The following is a 16923-nucleotide window of genomic DNA, read 5'->3' on the forward strand; positions in this document are numbered from 1 at the left end:
ACATGCATTTTTGTTATGCTATGAAAGTTATTGATTTGTAATGTATATATAGGAGGATTTTTTAATGTTAAAGAAATTGTTATTTTTTGTACTTTTGAGTTTGTGTGTAATGTCTTTAAGTGCTTGTAAAGGTGATGAAGAAAAGTTAAAAGTAGCATCAGATGAGCAAAAAATAGATGAAGATAAAAAAGTAGCGGAGGAAGAAAAACGTAAACAAGAAGAGCAACAAAGAGCAGAAGAAGAAAAACGTAAACAAGAAGAGCAACAAAGAGCAGAAGAAGAGAAGCGTAAACAAGAAGAGCAGCAAAGAGTAGAAGAGAAGCGTAAACAAGAAGAGCAGCAAAGAGTAGAAGAAGAGAAGCGTAAACAAGAAGAGCAGCAAAGAGTAGAAGAAGAAAAACGTAAGCAAGAAGAGCAACAAAGAGTAGAAGAAAAGCGTAAACAACAAGAGCAGAAGACTCAGCAACAACAGTCTATACAACAAGAGAGAACACAAAAACAAGAAAAAACCACACAAGCAACAGGTGGGAAACCAACAAGATCACAAATTTCAGTTGGTTCACATGTAGTTATTCAATTAGATAATGACTATAGTAAAACTGTAAGTGGTGTTGTGAAAGACATTTTAACACATAGTGAAACACATACATACGGCATTAAAGTTCGATTACAAGATGGACAAATTGGCCGTGTTCAAAGTGTTAATTAGTGAAAAAAGATTTGACTACTTTTCAAATAAATAAACGCTACAAAAAACCGGTTCTTTCGTAAAGGAACCGGTTTTTTGTAGCGTTTTGCTTAGCGTACGAAATTGGCGTTTTGTTGATGTCACCACACCTCTATCAAGTTACCACATACAAGGTAATAGATGTTTTTATAATTTGAAAGGAGAGGAAACGAGCTTGGAGGGAGTACTGGAACCATACAATAAATACATTGAGGGGACATGTTTATCCGCCCGTTCTAATTAACTAAAAGAAGAACTTTCCCATACCGATTAGACTACTAAGCATTCCGATTCCATTCATGGTGCCTTTTCCTACTGTCAGTAAGTTTCCAAGCATTCCTGGCTGACCGTTATTCCCCCATCCCATAGGACTTACCTGTCCTCCCCATCCTGGAGGGTTTCCAAAAATACCCCAGTTATTATTGGTATTAAAATTAAAAGCTTTAGCTGGTGGCGATAGTAAAGCGGCGAGATGACCTTGTGCGAACATCCCTGTATGATTGAATGGTTGAGCCCAGGGTAAGGGAGGTTTTTGGAAATTACCTGAATGGCCTGGTAATGGAGTCCAATTAGCAGGATGTCCTTGGGGCATCATCCCTGCATAATGGATTGGCTGACCTAAAGAGAAGGGAGGAGTTTGAGGATTGAAACCCGTATAATTGGCTGGTGAATCCCAACCAAATGGATAGACTCGAGGACTACAATTCTCAGAGATCCTCAGACCATTCATTCCCTCGGCTTTAGTTATTAGGGGCTGTGAATATAATGATGACATTGCAATTTGGTTATTATAGTGTTCCTCGTCGCCCTTTGAATTCAAATACCAATATTGGTGCATAAGCTTATTCCCCTCACTTTAAAAATGTAATGTTAGACTTAGCCTATGTAATATTCCTTTTTATGGATGGTTACATAACTAGATTTACAAGCCTGTATTTAGAGGAATAGGTGTATGGTCTTGTTGATTTATCCTACTATTTGCGGGCAATAAGACAACTCCACCTCAAAATTCAGCCTAATTTAATTTCGGTTAACAAACGCGTTTATAAAGGTTTAATCAATAAAAAAGATTTTAAAATGTTATGTTGAGCAAATAGAATTGCTAAAAAGAGAATATCCATTCGAAGAGTTTGGCAAAATACTGCAAGGATAATGTATTCTTGTGCAGATATACAAACGACTTAAACGAATTAATGGAATTTATAATGAAGGGGTAAATGAATATATGAGTGAAACATTACATAAAAGAAAGCCACCATATTTAATGCTTGTAATCCTTTTTATTGGAGCATTTGTTTCGTTTCTAAATAACTCGCTTTTAAATGTAGCCTTGCCATCAATAATGAAGGATTTAGACATAAAAGATTATTCAACGATTCAGTGGCTTTCTACAGGGTATATGCTTGTAAGTGGTATATTAATTCCAGCCTCAGCATTTTTAATAACCCGCTTCTCCAATAGGAGCTTATTTATTACATCTATGTTGATTTTTATTCTTGGTACGGCCTTAGCGGCTTTAGCACCGAACTTTAGTTTATTACTTACTGGTCGGATGGTTCAAGCAGCAGGTTCTTCAGTCATGGGGCCTTTGTTAATGAATATTATGCTAGTAAGCTTTCCAAGAGAAAAAAGGGGAACAGCGATGGGGATTTTTGGGTTAGTTATGATTACAGCTCCAGCAATTGGACCGACACTATCAGGTTATATTGTAGAGTATTATGACTGGCGTTTGCTTTTTGAAATGATTTTACCGTTAGCAATCATTAGCTTACTGTTAGGGATTTGGAAGTCGGAGAATGTCATGAAACAAAACAAAAATGCAAAACTTGATTATCTCTCATTACTATTATCTTCTGTCGGTTTTGGCGGTTTGTTATATGGATTCAGTTCTGCAAGCTCCGACGGTTGGACGAATAAAGTGGTCTTAACAGCCTTAATCATAGGCGCTATTGCCCTAATTGCTTTCATTATACGTCAATTAAAAATGAATGAGCCGTTATTGGATTTACGTGTTTATAAGTACCCAATGTTTGCACTTGCGTCTGTAATTGCGATTGTTAACGCAGTGGCCATGTTCTCGGGTATGATTTTAACCCCAGCTTATGTACAAAACGTCCGCGGTATTTCACCGCTGAGCTCTGGGCTGATGATGCTTCCAGGTGCGGTAATAATGGGGATTATGTCACCAATTACAGGTAAACTATTTGATAAATATGGCCCTCGCATTCTTGGTATAGTAGGACTTTCCATTACAGCCGTTTCAACTTATATGCTAGCAAATCTGCAACTCGACTCTAGTCACACGCATATTATTCTTATTTACACACTGCGGATGTTTGGGATGGCGATGGTGATGATGCCACTTATGACAAATGGTCTTAATCAATTGCCAACGCGCTTAAATCCGCACGGTACAGCTGTTAATAATACAGCTCAACAAGTATCCGGTTCAATTGGTACTGCTATCCTTGTTACGATTATGAATTCGGTAACAAAAACAAAAGCTGAAAGTCTAATGGCTGATGTAGATCCAACAACCTTCACAGAAGCTACGAAGGCAATGTTAACTCAGAAGGCTTTATTATCTGGAATTCAATATTCATTTTATGTAGCGCTTGGCATGAATGTTGTTGCACTACTATTAGTTTTTTTCGTTAAACGTGTAGATACAAGCGCGGAAGCTGTCGAGAGGTTAAATCGGTAGAGTAAAATAAAACTTTAGATCATGATTCCTATAAGTTTTTACTGTTTAGTTAGACTATGAAGAAATGCAAATTTCTGCTGCTAAGGCGCTGGTATTTAAATTTGGAAAAGAACCAGTGAAATATAGTAAAAAGGATCTGATATTCATATCAGATCCTATTTCATTAGTAACACAGTATACTTGCTTATCGTATTTGTTTGAATTGACATTAGGAACTACTGGTTTTCCCAATACTACAATCTTTAGCTCTCAATTTCTGATAAACATTATAATAATACGCTTCATTTTAATTTAGTATTTTCTCTGCAAGTTATAAATCTAATATCAACAAACAACTTAGATTAACAACCTGATAAGCAATATCATAATCGTGAATAGTTAGGGAAAAGATAAAATAAGGTAATCAATTACATATCTTTATCCCAGGCGATTCATTGCTATCTTCTTTTTATTGAATGGGATATTTTATTTCATGCTTTTTTGAAAGGGTGTTTTTAATGGATAAAAAAGTATCTGCCATTCCTCAACCTAAAACATATGGATTGCTGGGGAATCTCCCATTAATCGATAAAGATAAACCGACCTTATCGTTTATCAAGCTGGCGGAAGAGTATGGTCCCATTTTTCGAATTCAAACTTTAAGTGATACCATCATTGTCGTTTCTGGACATGAACTGGTAGCAGAAGTCTGTGACGAAACAAGATTTGATAAAAGTATAGAGGGTGCTTTAGCGAAAGTTCGCGCCTTTGCTGGAGACGGATTATTTACAAGCGAGACTCACGAGCCTAACTGGAAAAAAGCTCATAATATTTTGATGCCTACATTCAGCCAACGAGCAATGAAAGATTATCATGCTATGATGGTCGATATTGCTGTACAACTCGTTCAAAAATGGGCACGGCTTAATCCGAATGAAAACGTAGATGTTCCGGAGGATATGACTCGCCTTACATTGGATACAATTGGTCTATGTGGTTTTAATTATCGATTTAATAGCTATTATCGTGAGACCCCTCATCCTTTTATTACTAGCATGAGCCGTGCTCTAGATGAGGCGATGCACCAATTACAGCGGCTGGATATAGAAGATAAACTCATGTGGAGAACGAAACGTCAATTTCAGCATGATATTCAATCTATGTTTTCTTTAGTAGATAATATTATTGCTGAACGTAAAAGTAGTGGAAATCAGGAAGAAAATGATTTACTTTCTCGTATGTTAAATGTGCAGGATCCGGAAACTGGTGAAAAATTAGATGATGAAAATATTCGTTTCCAAATTATCACTTTTTTAATAGCAGGGCATGAAACAACAAGTGGATTATTATCTTTTGCAATCTATTTTTTATTAAAGAATCCAGATAAATTGAAAAAAGCCTATGAAGAAGTAGATCGGGTTTTAACAGATCCCACTCCAACATACCAACAAGTTATGAAATTAAAGTATATCCGGATGATTTTAAATGAATCGCTACGTCTATGGCCTACTGCTCCAGCATTCAGTCTCTATGCAAAAGAGGATACAGTGATTGGTGGGAAATATCCAATTAAGAAAGGAGAAGATCGTATTTCTGTTCTTATTCCACAGCTACATAGGGATAAAGACGCGTGGGGAGACAATGTGGAAGAATTCCAACCTGAACGATTTGAAGAGCTGGATAAGGTTCCTCATCATGCTTATAAGCCATTTGGAAATGGTCAACGAGCATGTATTGGTATGCAGTTTGCACTTCATGAAGCCACACTCGTAATGGGAATGCTTCTTCAACATTTTGAATTCATCGATTATCAAGACTATCAGCTGGACGTAAAACAAACATTAACGCTAAAGCCTGGTGATTTTAAAATTAGGATTCTATCCCGAAATCAAACTATTAGCCATACTACTGTTCTTGCGCCTACAGAGGAGAAACTGAAAAACCATGAAACCAAGCAGCAAGTTCAGAAGACTCCTTCTATTATTGGGGCCGATAATCTTTCACTTCTTGTTCTATATGGATCGGATACAGGGGTAGCAGAAGGTATTGCAAGAGAACTAGCAGATACAGCTAGTTTAGAAGGTGTTCAAACGGAAGTGGTAGCTCTTAACGATCGAATTGGAAGTCTGCCAAAAGAAGGGGCGGTTCTTATTGTAACTTCTTCTTATAATGGAAAACCACCAAGTAATGCAGGGCAGTTTGTGCAATGGTTGGAGGAATTAAAACCGGATGAGCTAAAAGGTGTTCAATACGCAGTTTTTGGTTGTGGAGATCATAATTGGGCTAGTACTTATCAGCGAATTCCAAGATACATTGATGAGCAAATGGCTCAAAAAGGAGCAACAAGATTTTCTACACGTGGAGAAGCGGATGCAAGTGGAGATTTCGAGGAACAGCTCGAGCAATGGAAACAAAGTATGTGGTCTGATGCGATGAAGGCATTTGGATTGGAACTTAACAAAAACATTGAGAAAGAACGCAGTACATTAAGTTTACAATTTGTTAGTCGTCTTGGAGGATCGCCTCTTGCGCGAACATATGAAGCAGTTTATGCATCTATATTGGAAAATCGTGAACTTCAATCATCTAGCAGTGAAAGAAGCACGCGACATATTGAGATATCCTTGCCAGAAGGCGCTACGTATCAAGAAGGTGACCACCTTGGGGTGCTGCCAATTAATAGTGAGAAAAATGTCAACCGAATTTTAAAACGCTTTGGATTAAATGGGAAGGATCAAGTCATACTGAGTGCAAGTGGACGGAGTGTAAATCACATACCTTTAGACAGTCCTGTTAGTTTATTTGACCTTCTTAGTTATAGTGTAGAAGTTCAAGAAGCAGCCACTCGAGCACAAATACGAGAAATGGTGACATTCACAGCATGCCCTCCTCATAAAAAGGAATTGGAATCATTATTGGAAGAGGGAGTTTATCATGAACAAATATTAAAGAAACGTATGTCAATGTTGGATCTTCTTGAAAAGTATGAGGCTTGTGAACTCCGATTTGAACGCTTTTTAGAACTTCTTCCTGCGCTCAAACCGCGTTACTATTCTATTTCAAGCTCTCCACTCGTTGCACAGGATCGTTTGAGCATTACGGTTGGTGTTGTTCATGCACCTGCATGGAGTGGGGAAGGGACATATGAAGGAGTCGCTTCTAATTATTTAGCTCAGCGTCATAATAAAGATGAGATTATCTGTTTCATTCGAACGCCACAATCGAACTTTCAATTACCTGAAAATCCAGAAACACCAATTATCATGGTTGGACCAGGTACTGGAATTGCACCATTCCGTGGATTCTTGCAAGCGCGTCGTGTTCAAAAACAAAAAGGTATGAACTTAGGACAAGCACATCTATATTTTGGTTGTCGTCATCCTGAAAAGGATTATCTCTATCGTACAGAACTAGAAAATGATGAAAGAGATGGATTAATCTCTTTACACACAGCTTTTTCTCGCCTAGAAGGATATCCAAAAACATATGTACAGCATTTAATAAAACAAGATAGAATCAATTTAATTTCACTATTAGATAATGGAGCTCACCTTTATATATGTGGTGATGGAAGTAAAATGGCTCCTGACGTAGAAGATACGCTGTGTCAAGCATATCAAGAAATTCATGAAGTCAGTGAACAAGAAGCAAGGAATTGGTTGGATCGTGTGCAAGATGAAGGGCGATATGGAAAAGATGTTTGGGCTGGTATCTGAATGTTTCTTAATTAGATAAGTAATATGTAACAAATGAACTTCTTTCGAATAAGTGTTAATTTAAAAAATAAACTTATGTATAAAAATCCCGTATTATTATTGAATACGGGATTTTCTTATTTTTAAATAAGCTGAACTGATACTGTAGAAAAATAATAGTTAATTCATTTGACAATTAAAATGACCTAATTTAATATATATGTCATAGCATATAAATAGTGAAACAAACAAATTCATTGTGAATAATTGACTGGTATGCTATATCCTTTTATATCTTAATTTATAGAGGTGATATATGAATTTACATGATTTAATAGGCTATCTTGTTCATCGTACTGATGTGAAAATGACGAATTATTTTACGAAGAAATTAAAGCCTTATGGAGTTACGCCAGAGCAGTGGGGGATTATTAGTGTTCTTTGTAGCCAAAGGGGCACTACTCAAAAGGAGTTAGCAGAAGCGATTGATAAAGATCAAACTACTGTCGTAAGAATGATACAGTCAATGGAGAGAAAAGGGATTGTAAAGAAGGCTTTGAATGACCAAGATAGGCGTTCACACAACCTATTTTTAACTGAAAAAGGTGACGAGTTAAAAAAAGAAATCCTGCCTGTAGTAAAAGATGCTCACCATTTCGTTACGAGTAATCTGAGCGAGGAAGAGATTAAAGTATTACAATCATTATTAAACAAATTGTATGATACACGCTATTAATACTTGTTCCTTATTGATGCTATGCTATTTATAAGGAACAAATTGTATTTTAGGTAAAATATATGCTATAGCATATATTTTTATTTGAAGGAATGGAGAGATAGCTTTATTTTGTATGATAATTGATTCAGAATCACCTTTTTTCCTAGTACCAGTCAAATTTTCATATTATATATGCTATAGCATGTTAATTTTATCAAATAAATAAGAAAGATGTGATTGCAATTTTAATATTAATCAATGTAGTAAAAGTTGTATTGTTTGTTTTCTTTTTAATGACAGGTACGAAAATTATATCTGGGAAAATGGCAGAGGAGTTCAAGCGATTTGGTTTACCTTCGTTTTTTAATTTCTTAACCGGAGCTTTTGAGAGTGTAGGAGCGATTGGAATGTTGATAGGAATTTGGGTTCCAATGGCAGCTTTATTAGCAGGATTGTTGTTAGGTGGTACGATGCTTGCAGCTGCATTAACTCTTATTGTACTAGTGAGAGATCCCTTTAAGAAAGCAATACCTGCGCTTGTTTTGTTTGTCCTTAGTTTAGGGATCAGTTTGTATCATATTTTTTAAACATAACCGAAAACTGTTAAACTTTATGCGTTCAAGTTACTTATTTTCAGCTGGAGCCAGTAAAACTTACCAACGTGTTATGCTTGCAATATTTAATTTAGGTTACTATTTTGCACTTTACATCTATATGATATACACTTTTTAAAATACTTTTATATTTGTTTATGAACATATATTTTGGGAGAAAATCATGAAAAATAAAACATACTATTTATCAATAATTTTCACAAGTCTTGTTTGTTTATTTTTATTTACAAAAGCTTTAGGATTTATCTTTTGGATAAATGGTGCACCAATAGACAAATGGGTAGCTTTGGTTGGTTTATTTACTATTCCGATTTTTACCTACTACTCTTTTACAGGACAAAATTTTAAAAAAACACAAAAAACGGTAACCATAGTTATAATAATAGTTCAAATAATATGGATGAAATGGGCCATTAATCAATCCAAATATTATGTACATGTTAACAGTAATAACATTCTCCCATCTCCATATATAATTCAGGAGACTCCAAATTCAGATACTCCTATTTCTCTTGGTCAAAGACTTTTAACTAACTATACTTTTTATAAATCAATTCATTCATATCTATATGTAAGAGAAAATGTCACAGAAAGTGATCGAGGGATTGTTGATTGGATAAAATATTTTGATAGCGAAATAAAAGAAGAAAAAGAAGGACGCATCTATATCGAAACTTATAAGGGGACATTATTTTTCAAGTAAATTGTAAAGGGAGAATTCAATTTGAAATCTCCCTTTTACATTCAACCATTTACTATCTACTCTCCAAATATGAAAATATCAATAGAGTAGATACAATAATTTTTATTCTATAAACTATCCTTAATATTTGTTTATGGCATCTGACATCGTAGATTTCATTGTTTGTAACAGTTCTTCTTTTGTTATTATTTTTTGTACATTTTTAAAAGGTCCGCCTAAAGATTCACCATTTTGATCCTTAATCTCTAGTTCTGTTATCTTTTTATTATTCTTCTGAATGAGTTGAAATAGAGCATATAAACGATCTAATTCTACTGAATCCAATTGGCTAAAGTCAATCTCGTTACTCATTTGCAAAGTTAATAATAATTCATTAGTTGGTTTTCCTTCATCTGGATCTTTACTATCTAAAATATATTGAAGAGCATTTTCCGTTTCAGATTCCACGTAGCCTAATTTTTTCATTTCTTCTAGTGTTGGTTTGAATTTCTTATATTCCTCATATGTTTTTTTTCCATATTGGTATTCATCACCTACTGGATATGAATAGAGGAGACCTTGTACCTTTACTCGGAATTTTAGATATTTGTTATTTTTTTCTTGCACAGTATGGTAGGTATTACCACCATTATTTTCATTTATAGGGCTCCAATCTGTTACAACAACATCAATACCGTGTTTTTTTTTTATATATTCTTGTACCTCAGCTCCATTTGCTTGATTACAACTACTTAGACATAAGAAACATAATACTAGCAATATTACATGTTTCAATCTTTTCATATAAGCACTCCCTACGTAAGAATTAATTCTTGAATGTGCAGCACACTACAAAACCTTCTTTTCCTGAGTCGTATACTTTAACTTTTATATAGTTTGAATCTTATTGAATCATTTAAGTTCCTGACGTTCCCAACTATACTGCTTGAAGCATTACAGTATTAAAATAAACAACTTATTTATTTTAAGGTCTTTCTCAATTCTATAAGCACATGGTTCATTGGGCTTATATCTAAAATGTACATTCATACGATGGTATCTATTTTACTATAAAATTTAGTTCTATTATTAAAATGTTCCTTTTTTCTTTCCTAGTATAGATGTTCGCTCTACTTCAATGAGGGAGGATTTATGGAAGGACATTATACAATTTCAAGGTGTGCACCATATATAAGAAGAAAAAACATAGCTACAAACTAAATATAACAAAAGTTGTATATACGTATAATCTCATTTAAAAGCACTAATGATAATGTTATACTACTATCAACCAAGAAGAATCCAACAAACTATGATTAATCACTACATTTTCTTTCATAGCATGTCAACGTAAAAAAGACACTTTCCATTGTGTCTTTTTTTACGCTTTGAGATGAATACATTGACTCAATACTTATATTTGGGGTAGCATCACATTAAGAAAAGAAATAGGAGAGAATATCCTATTTCTTTTTATTAATATAATAAAATGTAATGGCTAAATCCAAGGTAATGATAATAATGAGAAGTAACAAGTGTATAAATGCATCAGTTTTACTGTGTAATAAAGACTTTATAAAGAAATCCCATTCTGTTTCATAGGGAGGTTCTACCCAATTTCGTTGCAGTCCTAACACCATTCCATTTATGAAATAGAAAATACTTAATAGAATCCTTCCAACAAATAAAGCAGCTACTTTTATATTCCACTTCTTTATTAGGATTATATAAAGAAGTGGAAATAGTATAAGTGCCCAAAAAACGATAATAAAAACTGTATTCATCAGTTTCTACTCCTTATGTTGATCATAAAGTTATGATCCCGCTATTTGCCGGGCAGTAAGATCTCACTTCAAAATTCAGCGAAAGAAAAGAAGTTAGGTGGGGATCAACTGCCCGTAAATGCCCGATTGGTGAGGGCTGATAATCATTGGGGGATGAAGCCCCCAATGATTAAAGCTTCACTTTATCTCTCTGTCTCAAAAAACTCAATCCATTCCCCATCGGGACCCGCGAAGAATATGTAACGTGTTCCATCTGGTAATGTTTCAATTTCCTCTCCTAGTAGGAAGGTTACGCCGTGTTTCTGTATTCTTTCGATTTCATCCTCTAATGAATCCACTTTAAAGCAAATGTGATGTACTTTTCCTTCTGCCGGAAGAGAAGAGTTGTAGCCTTCAATGAGTTCGAGTATCGTTTCCTTCGATTCTTCTACACCTAAAAAAGCGAGTTTTAAGTCTGGATTCGGGTGACCCATACGTTTAATGAGCTGTAAGCCAACTACTTCTTCATAAAATGAAATAGATGTTTCTAAGTTTGCGACCATAAGACCGATGTGTTCAATTCTTCTAACTGGCATGTAGATCCCTTCTTTCTGAAAATTATATACAACATGTTATTGAAAATTAAGAAAATAAGCAAGATAAAAACCTTACAAATTTTAGCGTGTTATATGGTATAGTGAGAAAGTATGTTTGGGGAGAAGGAAGGAGATTATACGATGAATACACCTACTCAAACTCCTTCATTATCGGCAACGATGAAAGAGTGGCATTATGCATTAGCGTATGAAATTAAACATTGGAAAACGATAGGTGGTAGTAAAATTTCTATCATGAACGGTCGTTTTTTATATACAGATTATGAAAGTACAGTATACGTATTTCAGCTCATATCGGAAGTAAGCTTACCGGAAGGTTCACCAATTCGGATTGAGTTTGATGGTGAAGAAGCGACAGGAGAAGTATTATCTGTACATGGATTAGAAATAGAACTGAAATTAAATGATTATATACAAGGTGAAATACGAGAAGCTGTTTTATACAGTGAACCGTGGCAATTGTTAGAGCAACTACAAGAGCGATTGAAAGAGGCACATAAAGATAAGCTAAAACGTAGTCGTATAAAGCGTCTTGTTGATGGGACGAGCAGTCCAAAACATATTGAGAAGATGAAAAATCCGAAAAATGAATTGGCGTATCGTTCATTTTACAATCCGACAACGTACGTGTGGGGACCACCTGGAACAGGGAAGTCTTACAATTTATCACGTATTATTTCGGCTCATTATCAAAAAGGAAAATCGGTACTTGTATTAGCTCATAGTAACGCGGCAGTAGACGTATTAATGAGTGAAGTAACGAAGCAAATTGAGAAGAAAAATAAATGGACACCTGGCGAAATTGTTCGTTACGGTTATAGTCAACATGAACATATACGAAATCATGAAACATTACTTACGTCGAAGCTAGTTGAAACGACGAACGGATCATGGGGAGAAGAAAGACTCTATTTAGAGGAAACACGACAAGATCTTCGTGAAAAGATTTTATCATATAAAGCGACTTCTGCTGATAAGAAGCGTATACAAGAGATTGAAAGTGATCTTCGAAAGCAAAAAGCGAAAATTAAAGAAGTAGAAAAAGAATATATTGAAAATGCAAAAGTAATCGGCGCAACTTTATCGAAATGTGCCATTGATTCACTTATTTATGAGCGTACATTTGATTTAGTTGTCGTAGATGAAGTGAGTATGGCATATGTTCCGCAAATTGCATTAGCTGCTTCACTTGGAAAACGTATCGTCGTTTGTGGGGACTTTTTACAGTTACCTCCAATTGCGATGGCGAACCATGAACTCGTTCGAAAATGGCTTGGGGAAGATATGTTTTACCATGCAGGGATTGTTGATTCTGTCAATAAATCAGAAGCACATCCGAACCTATTTATGCTGCAGGAACAAAGACGTATGCATGCGGATATATCGAAGTTTACAAACTCATTTATTTATAAAAATAGAGTATACGATCATCCGTCTGTTTCAGAACGTAAAGAACTTGCGAAACTACAACCGTTCGCAAATGAGGCAAGTGTTTTATTTGATACGAGCTTAATGGGAGCCTTTTCGTTAAAGGACGCTGCTTCTGGTTCTCGATTTAACATTATGTCTGGTTTAGTAGCGATGCAAATGATGTTAATCGGGCTGTTAGATGGTGTTCAATCGATTGGTGTTGTTACACCTTACAGGGCACAATCCCGCTTTTTATCAACGTGTATTAGAGAAATGTTGCAGAGAACGAAATATCAAAACATACCAGTTTTAGCGGCGACGGTTCATAAGTTTCAAGGGTCTGAAAGAGATATGATGATTTTTGATACGGTTGATAGTTATCCGCAAGAACGACCTGGCGTGTTATTCTTTGACCATAAAAACCATCGCCTCGTCAACGTTGCAGTAACGAGAGCGAGAGGGAAGTTCATTCAATTATCAGATTGCCATTATATGCGTAAAAACTTATCGAGAAAACAAGCGTTATCACAATTAACAGCTCATATAGAACGACACGGAGATGTGTATGATCGTACGACATCAAGACAATTGTGGGAACGGAAAATTTCGAAACGTTTACGTTGGTTTATGGAAATGAATCTTGAAGAGCCGAAAGGACTATTGAAAGATATTTTGGCCGCAAAACGAAAAATTATTATTTCACTTCCAAGCACAAAACAAGTGGATAAGCGAGTATGGCAAGCGTTAATGCGTACAAATGCGCAAATAACAGTGTATAGTGATGGACCAGTTCCATTAAAAAATGTAAAGTTACAAAGGCAAAATAAAGCATTCCCGTTTATCGTAATCGATGATGAAATCTTTTGGGCAGGCGCACCGCTCACATCACAAATGATATTTGAAGGTAGTATGGAATTTCCGTACGTATGTGCAAGATTACAAGCACCGGAAACAATTGGTGTGTTAAAAGGATTTTTAGATATTCGGTAAATTCGGATAGGAATTCCTTGACTTTTAATCGGAATGAACATAGAATGAATGTAATTTAATATAATCTTATGAAAATTCTTATCACGAGAGGTTGAGGGACTGGCCCTATGACACCTCGGCAGCGGATTCTTTTATGAATACTGTGCCAATTCCAGCAAGGTAACTTGAAAGATAAGAAAGAAGCTCATTTTGACTGTAAATGCAGAAGCCTCTTTCTATCTTTTAGAAAGAGGCTTTTTTATGTGAAAATATAAGGGGGAAGACAAATGGGAGCGACTGGAGTAACGTCACAAAGAAAAACAATTGAAGAGAGTATAGAAAGAAATAAGGAAAAGTACATAGAAACAAGTCATGATATTCATGCGAATCCGGAGATTGGTAATCAAGAGTTTTACGCATCAAGAACGTTAAGTTTATTATTAGGAAGCGCAGGGTTTCAGCTGCAGCACAATATAGCTGGACATGAAACAGGTTTTATCGCGCGCAAAAGTTCAGGAAAACAAGGACCGGTCATCGCATTTTTAGCTGAGTATGACGCTTTACCAGGACTCGGTCATGCGTGTGGTCACAATTTAATTGGCACAATTAGCGTTGCAGCAGCGATCGCATTATCAGAAACGCTTGAAGAAATTGGCGGGGAAGTTGTCGTATTCGGAACGCCAGCAGAAGAAGGCGGGCCAAACGGTAGCGCAAAATCGAGTTATGTAAAAGCAGGTTTATTTAAAGATGTTGATGCGGCGCTTATGATTCATCCGAGCGGAAAGACAGCGACAACGAGTCCTTCACTAGCAGTCGATCCACTTGATTTTCATTTTTACGGAAAAACAGCTCATGCCGCAGCTTCACCAGAAGAAGGAATTAACGCATTAGATGCGATCATCCAGCTGTACAACAGTATTAACGCACTTCGCCAACAACTTCCGTCAGATGTGAAAATTCATGGCGTGATTACTGAGGGCGGAAAAGCGCCGAATATTATTCCAGACTACGCAGCAGCAAGGTTCTTCATCCGTGCAGCAACGAGAAAAAGATGTGCAGAAGTAACAGAAAAAGTAAGAAACATCGCACAAGGAGCAGCGCTAGCAACAGGTACGAAAGTGAAAATTCATCAATTCCAAAATGAAATCGATGAACTACTCGTAACAAAAACATTTAATGACGTCGTAGCCGAAGAATTAGAATTACAAGGTGAAGACGTAAATCGTAAAGAAAGATTTGGCATCGGCTCAACAGACGCAGGAAACGTAAGCCAAGTCGTACCGACCATTCATCCGTACATTAAAATCGGTCCAGACGATTTAATTGCGCATACGAATGAATTTAGAGAAGCAGCACGTTCAGAACTTGGAGATAAAGCATTAATTACATCCGCAAAAGCACTAGCAAATACAGCGTATCGATTAATTACAGAAGAAGGGTTGTTAGAGAAGGTGAAGGAGGAGTTTAGAGAGGCGCAGAGAAATCAGGGGTAGGTGATTAAAAGGAGTGGATGATCCACTCCTTTTTCTTTTTTTGGAAAGCTGGTGCCTGTCAATTTAAATAAAGTGTTCATTTTCACATTGAGATGTCAATTCTCTTATTCCTTTATCAGAACGACAATTTCTCCTCAAACTCACTTTTTAAAACAATTAAAGGAGATGATAATCCGAATTGCATTAAAGAGTCTAAAAATGTAGCGAGAGAATCCATCGAATCGCTCATGACCTTCATCATATAATTAAACTCCCCGCTAATTCGATATAAATCTATTACTTCAGGAGCGGCATTACAAAATTGGATAAAATCAGAGCATTGGCTCGTTTTAAACATGATGAATGCTTGAATGTTCTTATTAATTTTAGAAGGCTCAAATTTCGTTCGGTAAGCTGCTATAACTCCTTGATCTTCAAGTTTATTCATACGCTCTTTTACAGCAGGTTGCGTCATGGATATAATTCGTCCTATTTCTGAAACAGAAATTCTCGCATTTTCATACAACAAGTTCATTATTTTATGGTCGATTTCATCCAGTTTTACAGCGTTTTGCATTGTGTAGCCTCCTTGTTTTTATTTTCTAAAGTAAATTACGAATTATAACTATAATATCATAGGTGGATGAACTAGATTGCCTATAAATATATATTTAAAATGATTGGTGTTTGCATGAAAATATAAGTATAGGTTTTTATCAAACGGAAATTTAGGAAGGATGGAAAAAATGAAGAATCTTGATGGAAAAGTAGCGTTAGTAACAGGGGCGAGTCGAGGAATTGGTCGTGCGATTGCGATGAGATTGGCAAACGACGGTGCATTAGTTGCGATTCACTACGGACGAAATAAGGCAGCTGCAGATGAAACAATTCGTGAGATTGAATCTAATGGAGGAAAGGCATTCTTAATTGAAGCTGATCTTAATTCAATTGAAGGTGTTAAAAAGCTAGTAGAACAATTGAAGAATGAATTACAAATAAGAGTTGGTACATCAGAGGTTGATATTTTAGTAAACAATGCAGGGATAGGTACACAAGGAACAATTGAAAATACGACAGAAGAAGTTTTTGATGAAATTATGTCTGTAAATATGAAAGCACCATTCTTCTTAATTCAGCAAACATTACCGTTACTACGAGCAGAGGGGCGCGTTATTAACGTTTCATCAGCTGAAGTACGACTTGGTTTTACAGGTTCTATTGCATACGGCTTAAGTAAAGGTGCATTAAATACGATGACACTGCCTCTAGCTAAACATCTTGGAGAAAGAGGGATAACAGTGAATACAATTATGCCTGGATATACGAAGACAGATATCAATGCAAAATTGCTAGATGATCCGGAAATACGAAATTTTGCTGCGAATTCATCTGTGTTCGGACGAATAGGGAAAGTTGAAGATATTGCAGATGCAGTAGCATTTCTTGCTTCTTCTGATAGCCGCTGGGTAACGGGGCAGATTTTAGATGTTTCTGGAGGATTTTGTTTATAGGGGCACTACGCCATACCCATCAAGCTAATCAAGTAAATTACTAGTTATGAAACGATCCTTGT

At 35.9% G+C, this 16923-nt stretch carries 13 protein-coding genes, 1 pseudogene and 1 riboswitch; of the genes and pseudogenes, 9 read left to right on the plus strand and 5 right to left on the minus strand.

Translation table 11 applies throughout. The annotated features are described in order from the left end of the window. Positions 1–64 precede the first annotated feature (64 nt). Positions 65–709 carry a YwbE family protein gene (locus QEP67_RS11840; protein WP_064459997.1) on the plus strand — a complete coding sequence of 215 codons (645 nt, stop codon included), beginning with the start codon at positions 65–67 and terminating at the stop codon, positions 707–709. 262 nt (positions 710–971) lie between these two features. Here the strand turns inward: QEP67_RS11840 and QEP67_RS11845 are convergent, their stop codons facing one another. Continuing rightward, the gene (locus tag QEP67_RS11845) at positions 972–1565 is read right to left on the minus strand and encodes a hypothetical protein (protein WP_000554424.1); all 594 of its coding nucleotides are present in this window, start codon (positions 1563–1565) and stop codon (positions 972–974) included. 387 nt (positions 1566–1952) lie between these two features. On the opposite strand from QEP67_RS11845, the gene QEP67_RS11850 reads away from it, so the two are divergent. The 5 genes from QEP67_RS11850 to QEP67_RS11870 all read left to right on the plus strand — a co-directional run bounded on the left by QEP67_RS11850 (position 1953) and on the right by QEP67_RS11870 (position 9140). Further along, entirely contained in the window at positions 1953–3431 is a 1479-nt protein-coding gene (locus QEP67_RS11850) for a DHA2 family efflux MFS transporter permease subunit (RefSeq protein ID WP_000005093.1), read from the plus strand. 497 nt (positions 3432–3928) lie between these two features. Continuing rightward, positions 3929–7126: a bifunctional P-450/NADPH--P450 reductase gene (gene cypD / locus QEP67_RS11855; protein ID WP_000359048.1), complete on the plus strand. Its 3198-nt coding sequence runs from the start codon at positions 3929–3931 to the stop codon at positions 7124–7126. Positions 7127–7421: 295 nt separating this feature from the next. After that, positions 7422–7841 (plus strand): MarR family winged helix-turn-helix transcriptional regulator, encoded by a 420-nt coding sequence (locus tag QEP67_RS11860; protein WP_001048560.1) that lies wholly within the window; start codon positions 7422–7424, stop codon positions 7839–7841. A 218-nt stretch (positions 7842–8059) separates the two neighbouring features. Then, a complete protein-coding gene (locus QEP67_RS11865) occupies positions 8060–8410 on the plus strand; it encodes a DoxX family protein (RefSeq protein ID WP_033658832.1) in 351 nt (116 codons plus the stop codon). Positions 8411–8600: 190 nt separating this feature from the next. Continuing rightward, positions 8601–9140 carry a hypothetical protein gene (locus QEP67_RS11870; protein ID WP_000792409.1) on the plus strand — a complete coding sequence of 180 codons (540 nt, stop codon included), beginning with the start codon at positions 8601–8603 and terminating at the stop codon, positions 9138–9140. Between the two features lie 123 nt (positions 9141–9263). On the opposite strand, the pseudogene QEP67_RS11875 reads toward QEP67_RS11870, so the two are convergent. The 3 genes and pseudogenes from QEP67_RS11875 to QEP67_RS11885 form a co-directional block, all read right to left on the minus strand. Further along, positions 9264–9923 (minus strand): annotated as a pseudogene (locus tag QEP67_RS11875) (hypothetical protein); the annotation flags it as partial. Positions 9924–10582: 659 nt separating this feature from the next. Next, positions 10583–10903, minus strand: coding sequence for a hypothetical protein (locus QEP67_RS11880; RefSeq protein ID WP_001098754.1), 321 nt, complete (start codon positions 10901–10903; stop codon positions 10583–10585). 182 nt (positions 10904–11085) lie between these two features. Further along, positions 11086–11478 (minus strand): VOC family protein, encoded by a 393-nt coding sequence (locus QEP67_RS11885; RefSeq protein ID WP_001145261.1) that lies wholly within the window; start codon positions 11476–11478, stop codon positions 11086–11088. 111 nt (positions 11479–11589) lie between these two features. Between QEP67_RS11885 and QEP67_RS11890 the strand changes: the two genes are divergently transcribed. Together QEP67_RS11890 and QEP67_RS11895 are read left to right on the plus strand one after the other, a co-directional pair. Beyond that, positions 11590–13899, plus strand: a complete 2310-nt coding sequence (locus QEP67_RS11890; protein ID WP_141542954.1) for an AAA domain-containing protein — start codon at positions 11590–11592, stop codon at positions 13897–13899. Positions 13900–13974: 75 nt separating this feature from the next. Beyond that, positions 13975–14077, plus strand: a riboswitch (SAM riboswitch). Between the two features lie 88 nt (positions 14078–14165). Continuing rightward, on the plus strand, positions 14166–15371 hold the full coding sequence (locus QEP67_RS11895) for a M20 family metallopeptidase (RefSeq protein WP_000501378.1): 1206 nt from the start codon (positions 14166–14168) through the stop codon (positions 15369–15371). 115 nt (positions 15372–15486) lie between these two features. Here QEP67_RS11895 and QEP67_RS11900 read toward each other — a convergent pair whose 3' ends face one another. Further along, positions 15487–15927, minus strand: coding sequence for an Lrp/AsnC family transcriptional regulator (locus QEP67_RS11900; RefSeq protein WP_001178572.1), 441 nt, complete (start codon positions 15925–15927; stop codon positions 15487–15489). A gap of 169 nt (positions 15928–16096) precedes the next feature. Here QEP67_RS11900 and QEP67_RS11905 point away from each other — a divergent pair, with 169 nt between their 5' ends. Next, the gene (locus tag QEP67_RS11905) at positions 16097–16861 is read left to right on the plus strand and encodes an SDR family oxidoreductase (protein WP_000792657.1); all 765 of its coding nucleotides are present in this window, start codon (positions 16097–16099) and stop codon (positions 16859–16861) included. Positions 16862–16923: the final 62 nt, after the last annotated feature.

Source organism: Bacillus cereus group sp. MS39, assembly GCF_040448665.1.
Taxonomy (GTDB): domain Bacteria; phylum Bacillota; class Bacilli; order Bacillales; family Bacillaceae_G; genus Bacillus_A; species Bacillus_A wiedmannii.